Source organism: Ochrobactrum sp. XJ1 (assembly GCF_024701725.1).
In the GTDB taxonomy this organism is placed as follows: domain Bacteria; phylum Pseudomonadota; class Alphaproteobacteria; order Rhizobiales; family Rhizobiaceae; genus Brucella; species Brucella anthropi.
In genome coordinates this window covers 125,499-138,388 of record NZ_VDGD01000004.1, presented here as the reverse complement: position 1 = coordinate 138,388, position 12,890 = coordinate 125,499, and the positions used below count along the sequence as shown (strand labels likewise).

Sequence of the window (12,890 nt, the reverse complement as noted above, 5' to 3'; positions counted from 1 at the left end):
CCGGGGGCAAGGAAATTGATGGTACTGAATGAAAAGCCGGATGCACGGAGATCGCTGCTACGGATGGCTGTGGTTGCCTGTCTGCCTTTTGCTGCCGCAGCATGTACGACCGCATCCGCAGATCGACCGATTGCCGTTACCATGCCGCAGACTGTTGCTTTCACGCCGGAGCCTGTTGCCGTTGAACCGGTCAGCGAACCGGCGCCGGAAGTACAAACGGCCAAGAGCGAGTATGAGACCATGTATGGCGCGGTGAACGACCGCGGCAATCTCATTCCGGCACTTGATCTCAGCAAGATTGCGGATCGCAATCTGCGCCGGGAAGTCGATTATGCCACGACGGAGCCGGTTGGCACCATCGTGGTCGATCCCTATGCGCGCTATCTCTATCTCGTGCAGCCGGGCGGCAAGGCGATCCGTTATTCTGTGGGGGTTGGTCGCGCTGGTCTGACTTTCAAGGGCGATGCCAAGCTTGCATACAAGTCGCAGTGGCCGCGCTGGACGCCGACAGCCAACATGATCAAGCGCAATCCGGAGCATTACGCAAAATATGCGAATGGCCTTGAGGGTGGCATCCGCAACCCGCTCGGTGCCCGTGCGCTTTATCTTTATCGTGATGGCAAGGACACGCTGTACCGCATCCACGGCACCAACGAGCCCTGGTCCGTCGGCAAGGCTGCGTCGTCCGGCTGCATCCGTCTCTACAATCAGGACATTCTCGATCTCTACAAGCGCGCCACCGCCGGTGCGCGTGTCGTCGTGTTGGATAAATCCCAATCGGGCAAAGGAGCAAGCTCATGATGAACCGTCGTCAGATATTGGCCGCAACGGCAGCCGGTGCCGCAACGATTGCGATTTCAGGCGGCGAAAGCCTTGCGCAGCGCGTGCCGACGGTTGCGGAAGTGCTCTATGACAAGGAAATTCCGGTTCTGGGCAATCCGAACGGCAACGTGACCATCGTGGAATATTTCGACTACCAATGCCCCTATTGCAAGAAGGGGCATGGCGAGCTGATGCGCGTGATCAAGAATGACGGCAATGTACGCCTTGTCATGAAGGACTGGATCATCTTCGGCGACACGTCGGCTTATGCCGCACGTCTCGTTCTGGCTGCGGAAAAGTCAGGCAACTATGTAAAGGCCATGGAAGCCTTGATGGCAACGCCCGGTCGTCTTACGCCGGAACAGGTGGATGCGGCGCTGAAGAAGGGTGGGCTTGATCCGGCAAAGCTCAATGCAGCCTATAAAGCCGATTCCAAGCGCATCAACGCCATTCTTGAGCGCAACATGGATCAGGGCGAAGCCTTCAATTTCGGCGGTACGCCTTCCTTCGTTATCGGCACCAAGCTTTATGGCGGGGTCATGAAAGAGCCGGAACTGATCGAAGCGATCAAGGAAGCGCGCAAGGCCTAATTCAAATACCATTTGTCAAAGGGCGGAGTTGAAATGCCGCCCTTTCTTGCTTCAAAACGGATAATGCTGCGGACCTTCGATGGTGATCCAGCGCAGATCGGTAAACTCGTTGATGACGGCCTTTCCGCCGAAACGGCCATAACCGGAAGACTTTACACCGCCGAAAGGCATTTGCGCTTCGTCGGCAACCGTTGGGCCGTTGATGTGACAGATGCCGGTTTCAAGCTTTTTCGATAGCGCCATTGCGCGCTTCACATTCTGACTGAAGATGGCCGATGACAGACCATATTCGGTGTCGTTTGCCACGCGGATCGCCTCTTCGGCATCCTTGACGCGAATAATGGGTTTTACCGGCCCGAAGGATTCCTGCACATAGATGTTCATATCCGGCGTCACGTAATCGATGATCGTCGCCTCGACGATCGAACCTTGGCGCTTGCTACCTGCCAGAACCTTGCCACCTTTCGCCACCGCATCCTTGATGAGCGCATCCATGCGCTCAGCCGATTTGAGGTCGACCAGCGAACCGAGAACAACGTTGCCGCGCGGATCACCGGCAGGCAGGGATTTTGCCTTGGCTGCAAGCTTCTCCGCGAAGGCATCAGCCACCTTCTCATGCACGATGAAACGTTCCGTGGACATGCAGATTTGACCCTGATTCATGAAAGCGCCAAAAGCCGCAGCATCAACTGCCTGGTCAAGATCGGCATCCTCCAGCACGATGAAGGGGGCCTTGCCACCCAGTTCCAGCAGCACCGGCTTCAGATGTTCTGCGGCCTGTCTGGCGATGATCTTGCCGACATGGGTGGAGCCGGTGAAATTGATACGGCGGATGGAAGGATGGGCAACAAGGGTTGCGACGATTTCCGGTGCATCCTCGGGTGCATTGGAAATGACATTGACCACACCGGCAGGGAAGCCCGCATCGTTGAGTGTCTTGACGATCAGGTGATGAACGCCGGGGCAGGATTCGGACGAACGCAGAATAACCGTGTTGCCGCAGGCAAGTGCCGCTGCTATTGCGCGCACGCCCAGAATGATCGGTGCATTCCACGGCGCCATGCCAAGCACCACGCCAACAGGCTGGCGCACGGCCATGGAAACGATGCCGGGTTTGTCGGAAGGGATGATTTCGCCGGTAATCTGTGTTGTGAGCGCGGCAGCTTCGCGCAGCACACCGGCCCCAAGATGGACATTAAAACCCGACCAAGGGGCAGTTGCCCCGGTTTCTTCAAGCATGAGACGGGTGAACTCATCGGCCCGGCTTTCCATCAGGTCTGCCGCCTTGTTCAGAAGCGAACGACGCTCGTTCGGGCCGGTTTCAGACCAGCTTTCAAAGGCTTTCGCGGCAGATTTTGCAACCGCATCGACATCGGCTAGGTTGGCCGCCGGTGCGGTCGTGGCGATTTTTCCGGTGACCGGGTCGTTGCGGTCGAATGTCTTGCCCGATGCGGATACAGTTTCCTTACCATCGATGATGAAGCCGATTGTCGTCATGGTCTTCTCCCTGTTTATCTTTCATATCATGGTATAAAAGCCGGGAGCTTGCATGATCCTTATTTGTGAACAGACTGTGCAACGGCACTGTTTCGAATTTGAAAGCAAGCAGCGGAGTGTAGCTTCGACGCGGTGGCATTAGCCTTCCTTCATGCTCATATTGAAGGAACACAAACATGAACCTTATGACCATGAAGACCCTCGACCCTGATGAAAACCGCTGGCAGAAAGTGCTCGACCGCGACAAGGCGTCGGACGGTGCATTTGTCTATGCCGTGCGCACTACGGGCGTCTATTGTCGTCCATCATGCCCGTCGCGGCGTGGAAAACGCGAAAATGTGCAGTTCTTCGACGATTGCGAGGATGCAGAACGCGCTGGCTTCCGGCCATGCATGCGTTGCAAGCCGAATCTCTCCGAGACGTTGGCGACGCAGAACAGCACCCGTTACGCCGATATGGTAGCTGCCGCCTGCCGCTTCATCGAGACGGCGGAAGAAGTGCCCTCCCTTGAAGAAATAGCGGCTTCCGTGAAGGCTAGTCCTGCCCATTTCCATCGTGTTTTCAAAGAGTTCACGGGACTGACCCCGAAAGCCTATGCGGATGCGCATCGTGCAAAGAAGATGCGGGCGGCGCTCGATGCACCGGAAATCCGTGTAACCGACGCCATCTATGATGCCGGTTACAATTCCAGCAGCCGATTTTATGAGGCTTCGGACGGGATTTTGGGAATGACTCCAAAGGCTTACAAGCAAGGTGGCAAGAATGCGGATATTCGTTTCGCCATCGGTCAGTCGGCACTCGGGGCCGTTCTGGTGGCCGCAAGCGGCAAGGGTGTCTGCGCTATTCTGATGGGCGATGATCCCGAGGAACTGATCCGCGATCTGGAGAAGCGCTTTCCGCAGGCCAATCTCATTGGTGCGGACCGTGAGTTCGAGAATATGGTGGCGGGAGTGGTCGGTTTTGTCGAAGCGCCACGCATCGGCCTCGACCTGCCACTCGACCTGCAGGGAACCGCGTTCCAGCAGCGCGTCTGGCAGGCCTTGCGCGAAATTCCTGCGGGAAAAACAGTGAGTTACACTGAGATTGCCGAGCGCATCGGCGCGCCGAAATCGGTGCGGGCGGTGGCACAGGCCTGCGCGGCCAACAAGATTGCTGTTGCGGTTCCGTGCCACCGGGTCGTGCGCAACGATGGCGGCCTCTCCGGCTATCGCTGGGGCGTCGAGCGCAAGCGCGATCTCCTGAAGCGGGAGAGCCAGGCATGAACAGAAATGAACCCATTCAGGCGGATAATATCCCTGCCTATGACTGGCAAAAAATCGGCGCCGAACTGGACGAGTTCGGCGCCGCAATCCTTAAAAACATAATTTCGCCACAGGATTGCCGCGATTTAGCCGCCGGCTACTACAATATGGCCGCATTTCGAACCGTTATTTCGATGCGAAAACACGGGTTTGGACGCGGAGAATACAAATATTACGCAAATCCCGTTCCTGCCTTAATTTGGAATCTGCGCCAGACGCTCTATCCGCAGCTTGCGGCCATCGCCAATCGATGGAGTGAGAGACTGGGATCGGATGTCCGTTTTCCTCCGACCCATGACGAATTTCTGAACCGGTGCCACGCGGCAGGGCAAACCCGTCCGACACCGCTGATCCTGCAGTATGTAGAGGGTGACTATAATTGCCTGCATCAGGATATTTACGGCGATATCGCATTTCCGTTGCAGGTTGCGATTTTGCTTTCCGAACCGGAGAAGGATTTTACGGGCGGGGAATTCGTGCTGACCGAACAGCGCCCCCGGATGCAGAGCCGTGCGGAGGTCGTGCCGCTCCGTCAGGGGGATGGTGTGGTTTTTGCGGTCAATGATCGTCCGATGCAGGGCGCACGCGGCGATTATCGCGTCAAGATGCGGCACGGTGTCAGCCGTATCCGATCCGGCCAGCGGCATACGCTGGGCATAATCTTTCACGATTCCAGATAGAGGTTGAAACCGAGGTTTCGATCGCCTTTGATCGCGGCTAGAGCATGATTCCGAAAAGTGGAAACCGGTTTTCGGATAAAATCATGCTCAAACAAAAGTTTAGAGCGGGATAATGGTTCAACTTGAAAACATCACGCTCTAAACGATCAAAGGAGTCGGATATGAGCGTGACCATCTACGGTATCAAGAACTGCGACACCATGAAGAAGGCGCGCACCTGGCTTGAAGACCATGGCATCGACTACGCATTTCACGATTACAAGAAGGAAGGGCTCGACGGCGAAACGCTCGACCGCTTTCTGAAAAGCGTTCCGTGGGAACAATTGCTCAACCGGGCCGGAACGACGTTTCGCAAACTGCCCGAGGAAGAACGCCAGAACGTCGATGCCGCCAAGGCGCGGGCGCTGATGCTGGCACAGCCATCCATGGTCAAGCGTCCGGTTCTCGACAAGGACGGAAAGCTGACGGTCGGTTTCAAGCCGGAACTATATGAAAGTTTCTTCAAGTCTTGAGGCAGAGGAGCGCTGCCATAGATAGCTGCCGATAAGCAGATGGAGAGATCTATGCGGCAGCGCGCGAATAAGGTCGTTCAGCAATGGTCGGTAAGTTGGCGTGACTCCCTGATCGCGTCCTTTGCAGGCGGTGTCGCGTGGCTGATCTGCCAGTTGGCGCTGGGGCAGCCGAAACCTGTCTTTGCCATGGTCACGGCCGTGATCTGTCTGGCACCGAACCTGCCCAACCATGGCAAGCAGGCGATAGGGGTGATGGTCGGCGTCACGACCGGCGTGCTGGTGGGAGAACTTTCGCTGCTCTTGCCGGAAACGGTTCCGGTCTTCCACACAAGCATAGTGACGTTCGTCGCCATGGTGCTGGCGACCTCTTTCGGCATGGCTCCGGCAATTGCCATCCAGTCGGGTGTCTCTGCGATTCTGGTTCTCGCCATGGGACCGCAAGTCGCCGGTATAACGCGGCTGGTCGATGTTCTGGTCGGTGCCGGTGTCGGCTTGCTGTTCAGCCAGATATTGATGACGCCAAGCCCCGTGCTGCTGATCGACAAGGCCGTCCGCGGCCTGCTTGACCGTCTTGCCAACGGACTCAAGCAATCGGCAGTGGCGCTCGAAAAACAGGACCTCGTGCGCGCCCAGAGTGCAATCAACCAGTTCACATCCGCGCACCGGGCAGTGATCGCCCTCGGCGACGGTATTGCGCTGGCGCGCAGCAATGCGCGCTGGTCGCTGCGTGGTCGGCTGGTGGCGCGCGAGGTTACGGAAATGGCGGGTCGGTACGACCGGCGTGGCATCCGCCTTTACGCATCGGCGCTGCTGTTCGGTGAAGCGCTGGGCAATGCGCTGCGAAAGAAGGAGGCCCCACCGCCGCCCTGGCTGACGGAGGCCCTGCAGGTTGTCATCGCCAATTGCGAGCTGGAGGAAGGGCAGGAACCAGGCCGAGTCCCGCCCATGCCAAAAGACATTCCGTTCGGCTGGCGCGATTGCGCGCACCGGCTGTTATCGGTTCAGGATACGCTGCTGCACTTCCTGCATTCCGATATTCCGGACAGTGTTCCCATCGCCGGAAGGAAGACTGAAGAAAAGCCAACTGCAGTATAGGTGGACGCGCACCGCTGCTGCAGAAAGACGTCACGCCGCTGGAACTTCACGCCGTTCCAGTATGCGGTCGATCAATCCCCATTCGAGACCGGCTTCCGCAGTCATGAAATTATCGCGGTCAAGGGCGCGTTCCACCTCTTCATAGGTGCGACCGCAATGTTCGGCATAAAGACGCGTCATCAGCCGCTTGGTTCGTTGCGCTTCCTCGGCATGGATGAAGATATCCGATGCCTGCCCCTGAAAGCCACCGGAGGGCTGGTGGACAAGCAGGTTTGCGTTGGGAAGGGCCGCGCGATGACCGGGTTCCCCTGCCATCAACAGGAAAGAGCCCATCGAGCGGGCCGTCCCCATGCAAAGCGTGTGCACTGGTGCACGGACATAGCGCATTGTGTCGTAGATCGCGAGGCCGCTGGTCACAACGCCGCCCGGCGAGTTGATATAGAGATTGATCGGCTGTTTGGAATTTTCCGCTTCCAGAAACAGCAATTGTGCGCAGATAAGCGCGGATACGGTGTCATTCACTTCACCATTGAGAAAGATGATCCGTTCGCGCAGCAGGCGCGAATAGATATCGAACGACCGTTCGCCACGGCTCGACTGTTCCACGACCATAGGGACGAGTTGCATCGTTTCGCGCATCGGCGAACTCCTCTCTGCCATAAATTCCGGGATAGATGGTTTAGGCGGCGCGCATCATGGTGGCCCAGTTGCTGTTGGCGGCAACTGCCACGGTGCGTTTCAGCCGTGCGTCGTTTAGTTCATGGATGACGCGCAGATAGGTGCCACCGGAAACGCCCGGCACAATGCGGAACGTGACGATGCTTTCCAGAAAAGGCGGTTCGCTTTCCCGCATCCGGTAGCTGATCTCCTTGCCGGGCTTGCAGGATGCTGGCTCCGAATCGGCCAACGCCTCGGATGGAAGCCAGTTTTCGCGAAACTCCGGAATGCTGATCGCACGCCACACTTTCTGCGGCGCAGCATCCAGCTCATATTCAAGCTCGATGCCTTTCTCGCGTGGTTCTTCCTGCCGGTCGGTCATTGGTCCATATCCTTCAGCAAGGTTTTGAGAGCGTCGATACGTTTCGGCCAGTAGGCGCGATACTTTGCAAGCCAGTTTGCGATGAGCGTCAGTCCATTCGGATCGACTTGGTAATTGACGAAGCGCCCCTCGCGTTCCTCCCGCACCAGTCCAGCACCGCGCAACACGGCCAGATGCTGCGATATGGCGGGCTGGCTGATCTCCATGCCCTCCCGCAGCGCACTGGCATTCATGCTGCCCGATGCCAGCTTTTCGAAAATCATCCGGCGGGTCGGGTCGGCAAGCGCCCTGAATATGTCGTTGAATGTATCGTTCTCAGTCATGCAATCACATAAGCGCACACTTATGTGATTCGCAAGACCTTATTTGAAAACGGACGTCTTGATTAATCAGACGAATGAAACTGCATGGTGAAGACATTTCCGCCGATACCTTGCGCGAGTGATGGCGCAAGTTTGAGCGGCGCGCATTTTTCAACCGCCTCAATTGCAGCGTCCACGAATGCCTTTTTCGCCTTGTCATCACCTTGAACGTTGATCGCGCTGGCGCGGGGAGGTCCTATCAGGCTTCCGTCACGCTTGAAGCTGAAGCTGAGGGTAACGGCGGAGTTTTTGCTGTCTGAAGGCGGCGACCAGCAGGCGTTCAGAGCGCCGCCGACATCGTCCATCGTCTTCAGTTCCTGCGCCTGAACGGTACCCGTGGCGGTGATTGTAACGGCGGCCAACAGGCAAACGGATAGTCCCGATCTTTTCATCCTGATCCTCCATCAAGAGTGTATTCAGTCTATTGTAGGTCTGCTTCGATAGAGTTCAAATCCAACTCTGTGGTTGCAGCCTCAATCCCCGTGATCGATGCGATCAGAAAAATTCAATTGTCCTTGGATGATTGAGGTTTATTTTCCCGCCAATGACCGAGACCTCCCTAGAGATGACCAAGCCCGCATCCCCACAACATTGCACTGCCGTCCGCTATGCTTTCGGCGGCTTTCTGGCTATGGCCGCAGCCATGGGGATCGGGCGTTTCATCTATACGCCGATCCTGCCGGGAATGATGGCCGATATTGGCTTCACTGCCGCCGATGCAGGCTTTATCGCATCGGCAAATTATATCGGTTATCTGCTGGGGGCAGTCGTTGCCGGTTACGGATGGTCTGCGGGCATCGAGCGGAAAAGCGTGATTGCGGGTCTGACCATCAGCGGATTGCTGTGCGCCGCCATGGCGCTTTTTGACGGTGTCTGGCTGTTCTCCATCATCCGCTTTGCGGCGGGTTTCATCAGTGCGGTGACGATGATCCTCTGCACGGCAATCGTGCTGAGCCATGTCACGGCGGCGGAAAGAGCGGGGCTTGGAGCCTTGCATTTCGGCGGTGTCGGCAGTGGTATTGCACTCTCTGCCGTTCTTGTAGCGCTGATCCGTTTTGCCGGGCTTGACTGGCGTGCCGACTGGATCGGCGCTGCGGTTCTGACCATCGTCATGGTTGTTCTGGTTGGCGCTTTCGTCAGGGAAGGGCCGGTTGGCGGAAACAGTGGCACGCGTGAACCGCCGCTCCCCAAGAGCTTCGCCTTCAACGCACTGGCGCTGGCCTATGGCATTTTCGGCTTTGGCTACGTGATCACGGCAACGTTCCTGATTGCAATCGTGCGCGCGACCGATGGCGGCCCGCTGATGGAAGCGGCTGTCTGGGTTGTGACCGGCCTGACGGCTGCGCCCTCGATCTGGCTGTGGGCACCGGCTGCCAGGAAATTCGGCCTTTTCAATGCATTTGCCCTGACAGGCATTCTGGAAGCTGTCGGCGTTGCCGCGAGCGTGGTTCTGGCTCCTCCGCTCGGGCCTCTGGTGGGCGGCGCGCTTCTGGGCATCACTTTCATGGCATTGACGGCGTTCGGATTGCAGATCGCCCGCACACTCGCACCGGCTTCGCCAAAACGCGCTTTGGCGCGGATGACGGTCTGCTTCAGCATTGGCCAGATCATCGGCCCGCTGGTGGCTGGCTTCATGGCGCAGCGTTCCGGTTCGTTTACTTCGGCAAGTCTGGCCGCAGCGTTCTCGCTGGTGGTCGTCGCGGTGCTTGGCATCATGGCAGGACGCGGCGCCAGAACATCGGGCTGAAACCTTACAGGAATTTAACTGGTAAAGGCGCGAGAACCGGCTTCATATGCGGAAAATTCCTCACGAAGTTGGACTGAAATTCAGTGTTTGTGTCGTTCTTTCCCCGCCCGAAATTGTTCTTCTGGTCCGCGCTCGTCTGGAGCCTGCTTGCGGTGCTTGGCTGGTATGAAGGAGGGGAAAGGCTGGGTGCCATATTCGGCCTGCCACCCCTGGCGCAAGACGCAGCGCCGATTATCGGTGCGAGCCTGTTCTGGTCGGCGCCGTTTCTCTGGTTCTATATATATTTCGCGGTGGCGACATTCGCCTTCTATCTTTTCTGGGCTTGGTTTTCACCGCACCCGTGGCAACGCTGGTCCATACTTGGATCGGCACTGATCCTGTTCACTACCTATTTCGGCGTGCAGGTCAGCGTTGCGGTCAATGCCTGGTATGGGCCGTTCTACGATCTGGTTCAAAAGGCACTCACATCGCCCGGAGCCGTCAGCGCCTCCGACTTTTACTGGGGCATGGTCACATTTGCCGAAATAGCCTTTATCGGTGTGACTGTCGGTGTTCTGAGCCTGTTTTTCGTCAGCCACTATATCTTCCGCTGGCGTTCGGCGATGAATGAATACTACGTCAGTCATTGGCCGAAACTGCGTTCCATCGAAGGTGCGGCACAGCGCGTGCAGGAAGACACGATGCGCTTTTCCACGACGCTGGAACAGCTTGGTGTCAGCCTCGTTAAATCGGTGATGACGCTGATCGCCTTTCTGCCGGTCCTGTTCAGTTTTTCGGAAAAGGTCAGTGAGCTGCCGGTGGTTGGCATGGTGCCGCATGCGCTGGTCGTGGCAGCGATTTTCTGGGCTGCTTTCGGCACCGGTTTTCTGGCGCTGGTTGGTATCAAGCTGCCGGGGCTGGAGTTCAACAATCAGCGCGTCGAAGCGGCCTACCGCAAGGAACTGGTCTATGGTGAAGACCATGCGGATCGTGCCCAACCGGTCACGCTGGGCGAGCTGTTCCGCAATGTCCGGCACAATTATTTCCGGCTCTATTTCCACTATGTCTATTTCAACGTCGCCCGTATTTTCTATATTCAGGCCGATAATATTTTCCCGACGCTGATCCTTGTTCCGTCGATTGTGGCTGGCAAGCTGACGCTTGGCCTGATGAACCAGATCACGAATGTCTTTTCGCAGGTGCAGGGATCGTTCCAGTATCTCGTCAACTCATGGACGACGATCATCGAATTGCTGTCGATCTACAAGCGTCTGAGAGCTTTCGAGGCGGTTATCCGCGACGAGCCGCTGCCGTCGCTCGATCAGGCAAATCTTGATGCAACGCCTTCAGCTTAAGGGGACGATTACGACCTGTTCTGGCTTGCATGGACGGCATCCTTGTCGAGACTGTCCAGATAATCGCTGTAGGTTGTGCATTTGACGTCGGGCTTGGTGCAGACTTCCGTTACGAGCCGCTCCATGGCGCGCCAATAGGCGCCATCATTCATCAGCACGAAATGGAAGCCGAGCTGGAGCGGAATGCGCTCGCCGGTATATTGCTTGTCGAATGCCGTGCGGAAAGCCTTGTATGCCCGTTCTTCGAAAGCTGCCGATTGCTGTGGCGCTTCCTTGCCCTTCGAGTGACGGACATAAAGATTATAGTCCATTGCCACGATAGGGCGTTGCGACGGGCCTTCCGGAACAAGCGGCAATCCAAATGAAGCAAACTGACCGGCAAGGGTTGGCTCTTCTGGGCCACGCGTGATGGACGATGCCTGATAGCGAAAACCGTTTGCCTTGAGCGCATCCTGCACCGGCTTCGATGCGGCGAGATAGGGCGCGCGAAACCCGTCGATGCCCTTCAGCGCAAGATCACGCCAGCCTTCCGGCTCGCCACTGATGCCATTATTCTTGTAGGCGTCAGCGGTAATGCGGCGGAACTCTTTGATTTCCTTGTCCCAGTCGGCGGTCGACCAGTCAGTGCCGTCAAAATGACCGCAGCCATGGCTGGCGATCTCGTTGCCTTCCAGATGAGCCTGCCAGATATTGCCAAGGCGGGCGACAACTTCGTCGCGGCCGAGCGCAAAGCCGACATTGGACGAACCGGCCCGCTTATGGGGCGGCTTGTAATCGCGCCGGTCCTGTTTGGTCATCAGGAAGACGCAGGAAAGGAAATAGGTGAAATGAGCGTTGTTTTTCTTCGCCAGCTCGCGCGAGCGGGTCCATAGTGCATTGTCATGTGCGCCATCGAAGGAAATCAGCACATATTGCGGCTTTGTGGATACCGGTTCCGCCTGTGCGGCACAGGTAGCCAGAACCAGGGCGGACAAAAGAACAGGGCGGGGGGACAGGATGCGCATGGACCACGAAACGAGGGGGGAAGAGGAATAGTTCCAGTAATTCCGTTGCTAGTTCTTGAATAAGGCTATTATCGGACCGAAATGCACTTTGTGACACGTGTTTCGGCTTATTTCGCTGACGGGTCTTACATATGGCGCGAAATGCGACTAAAAGCGCCAGAACGAACAAATACGAACATCAATTTGGCTTTAGTGGCAGGTCCATGGCAGACGACAGTTTCATTCGCGAGGTAAACGAGGAAATCCGTTCGGAACGGGCAAAGCAGATCTGGCGGAATTTCGGTCCGCTGTTGATCGGCGGCGCTGTGGCCATTGTTCTGGGAACAGCTGGCTGGGTCGGCTATCAGCACTGGGTCGACAGCAAGGCTTCCGCTTCCGGTGACAAGTTCCTCGCCGCACTGGACCTCGCCTCGGAAGGCAAAAACGACGAAGCGCTGACTGCGCTCGACGATCTGGAAAAGACCGGCTACGGCTCCTATCCGGTGCTGGCGCGTCTTCGCGCCGCGTCGGTTATCGCTGACAAGGGCGATGCAGCCGGTGCCGTGAAGGCGTTCGATGAGGTTGCTGCCGATAACGCCGTGCCTGCACCGCTTCGCGATGTCGCGCGCCTGCGTGCCGGTTATCTGCTGGTCGACAGCGGTTCCTACGACGACGTCGCCAAGCACGTCGAGACGCTTTCCGCAGACGGCAATCCTATGCGTTCAAGCGCACGGGAAGCGTTGGGTCTGGCTGCCTGGAAGGCTGAACGTTTCGATGATGCGGTCAAACTGTTCCAGCAAATTGCCAATGACAGCCTTGCTCCGGCCAATATCCGCCAGCGTTCCAATACGATGCTCGATCTGATGCGCAGCGCTGGTGTCAACGTGCCTGACGCGCAAAGCACATAATAAAACAAGCGCATCCCGAA

15 protein-coding genes are annotated in these 12,890 nt (G+C 57.2%); 9 read left to right on the top strand and 6 right to left on the bottom strand.

The window, feature by feature from the left end:
* Window positions 1-18 precede the first annotated feature (18 nt).
* Window positions 19-801, top strand: coding sequence for a L,D-transpeptidase (locus tag FG152_RS08370; protein ID WP_226622396.1), 783 nt, complete (start codon window positions 19-21; stop codon window positions 799-801).
* Window positions 798-1,412, top strand: a complete 615-nt coding sequence (locus FG152_RS08365; RefSeq protein ID WP_040129858.1) for a DsbA family protein — start codon at window positions 798-800, stop codon at window positions 1,410-1,412. The genes FG152_RS08370 and FG152_RS08365 overlap by 4 nt, the downstream gene beginning before the upstream one ends.
* A 51-nt stretch (window positions 1,413-1,463) precedes the next feature.
* Here the strand turns inward: FG152_RS08365 and FG152_RS08360 are convergent, their stop codons facing one another.
* Window positions 1,464-2,909: an aldehyde dehydrogenase gene (locus FG152_RS08360; protein ID WP_498985872.1), complete on the bottom strand. Its 1,446-nt coding sequence runs from the start codon at window positions 2,907-2,909 to the stop codon at window positions 1,464-1,466.
* 176 nt (window positions 2,910-3,085) lie between these two features.
* Between FG152_RS08360 and ada the strand changes: the two genes are divergently transcribed.
* The 4 genes from ada to FG152_RS08340 all read left to right on the top strand — a co-directional run bounded on the left by ada (window position 3,086) and on the right by FG152_RS08340 (window position 6,497).
* Window positions 3,086-4,171 (top strand): bifunctional DNA-binding transcriptional regulator/O6-methylguanine-DNA methyltransferase Ada, encoded by a 1,086-nt coding sequence (ada, locus tag FG152_RS08355; RefSeq protein WP_498985869.1) that lies wholly within the window; start codon window positions 3,086-3,088, stop codon window positions 4,169-4,171.
* Complete coding sequence (locus FG152_RS08350; RefSeq protein ID WP_498985866.1) at window positions 4,168-4,890, top strand: 2OG-Fe(II) oxygenase; 723 nt, start codon at window positions 4,168-4,170, stop codon at window positions 4,888-4,890. Before ada ends, FG152_RS08350 begins: the two co-directional genes overlap by 4 nt.
* A 161-nt stretch (window positions 4,891-5,051) precedes the next feature.
* Window positions 5,052-5,402, top strand: coding sequence for an ArsC family reductase (locus tag FG152_RS08345; RefSeq protein ID WP_010658301.1), 351 nt, complete (start codon window positions 5,052-5,054; stop codon window positions 5,400-5,402).
* Between the two features lie 51 nt (window positions 5,403-5,453).
* Window positions 5,454-6,497, top strand: coding sequence for an FUSC family protein (locus FG152_RS08340; RefSeq protein ID WP_498985862.1), 1,044 nt, complete (start codon window positions 5,454-5,456; stop codon window positions 6,495-6,497).
* Window positions 6,498-6,527: 30 nt separating this feature from the next.
* On the opposite strand, the gene FG152_RS08335 is transcribed toward FG152_RS08340, so the two are convergent.
* The 4 genes from FG152_RS08335 to tolA form a co-directional block, all read right to left on the bottom strand.
* A complete protein-coding gene (locus FG152_RS08335; RefSeq protein ID WP_010658303.1) occupies window positions 6,528-7,136 on the bottom strand; it encodes an ATP-dependent Clp protease proteolytic subunit in 609 nt (202 codons plus the stop codon).
* 40 nt (window positions 7,137-7,176) lie between these two features.
* Entirely contained in the window at window positions 7,177-7,536 is a 360-nt protein-coding gene (locus FG152_RS08330; RefSeq protein ID WP_029925653.1) for an SRPBCC family protein, read from the bottom strand.
* Complete coding sequence (locus tag FG152_RS08325; protein ID WP_029925650.1) at window positions 7,533-7,859, bottom strand: ArsR/SmtB family transcription factor; 327 nt, start codon at window positions 7,857-7,859, stop codon at window positions 7,533-7,535. Before FG152_RS08325 ends, FG152_RS08330 begins: the two co-directional genes overlap by 4 nt.
* 62 nt (window positions 7,860-7,921) lie before the next feature.
* On the bottom strand, window positions 7,922-8,290 hold the full coding sequence (gene tolA, locus FG152_RS08320) for a cell envelope integrity protein TolA (protein WP_029925648.1): 369 nt from the start codon (window positions 8,288-8,290) through the stop codon (window positions 7,922-7,924).
* Window positions 8,291-8,463: 173 nt separating this feature from the next.
* On the opposite strand from tolA, the gene FG152_RS08315 reads away from it, so the two are divergent.
* Together FG152_RS08315 and sbmA are read left to right on the top strand one after the other, a co-directional pair.
* Window positions 8,464-9,645, top strand: coding sequence for a YbfB/YjiJ family MFS transporter (locus tag FG152_RS08315; RefSeq protein ID WP_151606529.1), 1,182 nt, complete (start codon window positions 8,464-8,466; stop codon window positions 9,643-9,645).
* Between the two features lie 83 nt (window positions 9,646-9,728).
* Window positions 9,729-10,979, top strand: a complete 1,251-nt coding sequence (sbmA, locus tag FG152_RS08310; RefSeq protein WP_029925644.1) for a peptide antibiotic transporter SbmA — start codon at window positions 9,729-9,731, stop codon at window positions 10,977-10,979.
* 8 nt (window positions 10,980-10,987) lie between these two features.
* Here sbmA and FG152_RS08305 read toward each other — a convergent pair whose 3' ends face one another.
* A complete protein-coding gene (locus tag FG152_RS08305) occupies window positions 10,988-11,983 on the bottom strand; it encodes a polysaccharide deacetylase family protein (protein WP_151606472.1) in 996 nt (331 codons plus the stop codon).
* A gap of 203 nt (window positions 11,984-12,186) precedes the next feature.
* On the opposite strand from FG152_RS08305, the gene FG152_RS08300 reads away from it, so the two are divergent.
* Complete coding sequence (locus FG152_RS08300) at window positions 12,187-12,870, top strand: tetratricopeptide repeat protein (RefSeq protein WP_010658310.1); 684 nt, start codon at window positions 12,187-12,189, stop codon at window positions 12,868-12,870.
* The last annotated feature ends 20 nt before the right edge of the window (window positions 12,871-12,890 follow it).

Coding starts and splice junctions, on each gene's coding strand:
- FG152_RS08370 (WP_226622396.1), top strand. CDS start 19: ATGGTACTGAATGAAAAGCCGGATGCACGGAGATCGCTGCTACGGATG.
- FG152_RS08365 (WP_040129858.1), top strand. CDS start 798: ATGATGAACCGTCGTCAGATATTGGCCGCAACGGCAGCCGGTGCCGCA.
- FG152_RS08360 (WP_498985872.1), bottom strand. CDS start 2,909: ATGACGACAATCGGCTTCATCATCGATGGTAAGGAAACTGTATCCGCA.
- ada (WP_498985869.1), top strand. CDS start 3,086: ATGAACCTTATGACCATGAAGACCCTCGACCCTGATGAAAACCGCTGG.
- FG152_RS08350 (WP_498985866.1), top strand. CDS start 4,168: ATGAACAGAAATGAACCCATTCAGGCGGATAATATCCCTGCCTATGAC.
- FG152_RS08345 (WP_010658301.1), top strand. CDS start 5,052: ATGAGCGTGACCATCTACGGTATCAAGAACTGCGACACCATGAAGAAG.
- FG152_RS08340 (WP_498985862.1), top strand. CDS start 5,454: ATGCGGCAGCGCGCGAATAAGGTCGTTCAGCAATGGTCGGTAAGTTGG.
- FG152_RS08335 (WP_010658303.1), bottom strand. CDS start 7,136: ATGCGCGAAACGATGCAACTCGTCCCTATGGTCGTGGAACAGTCGAGC.
- FG152_RS08330 (WP_029925653.1), bottom strand. CDS start 7,536: ATGACCGACCGGCAGGAAGAACCACGCGAGAAAGGCATCGAGCTTGAA.
- FG152_RS08325 (WP_029925650.1), bottom strand. CDS start 7,859: ATGACTGAGAACGATACATTCAACGACATATTCAGGGCGCTTGCCGAC.
- tolA (WP_029925648.1), bottom strand. CDS start 8,290: ATGAAAAGATCGGGACTATCCGTTTGCCTGTTGGCCGCCGTTACAATC.
- FG152_RS08315 (WP_151606529.1), top strand. CDS start 8,464: ATGACCAAGCCCGCATCCCCACAACATTGCACTGCCGTCCGCTATGCT.
- FG152_RS08305 (WP_151606472.1), bottom strand. CDS start 11,983: ATGCGCATCCTGTCCCCCCGCCCTGTTCTTTTGTCCGCCCTGGTTCTG.
- FG152_RS08300 (WP_010658310.1), top strand. CDS start 12,187: ATGGCAGACGACAGTTTCATTCGCGAGGTAAACGAGGAAATCCGTTCG.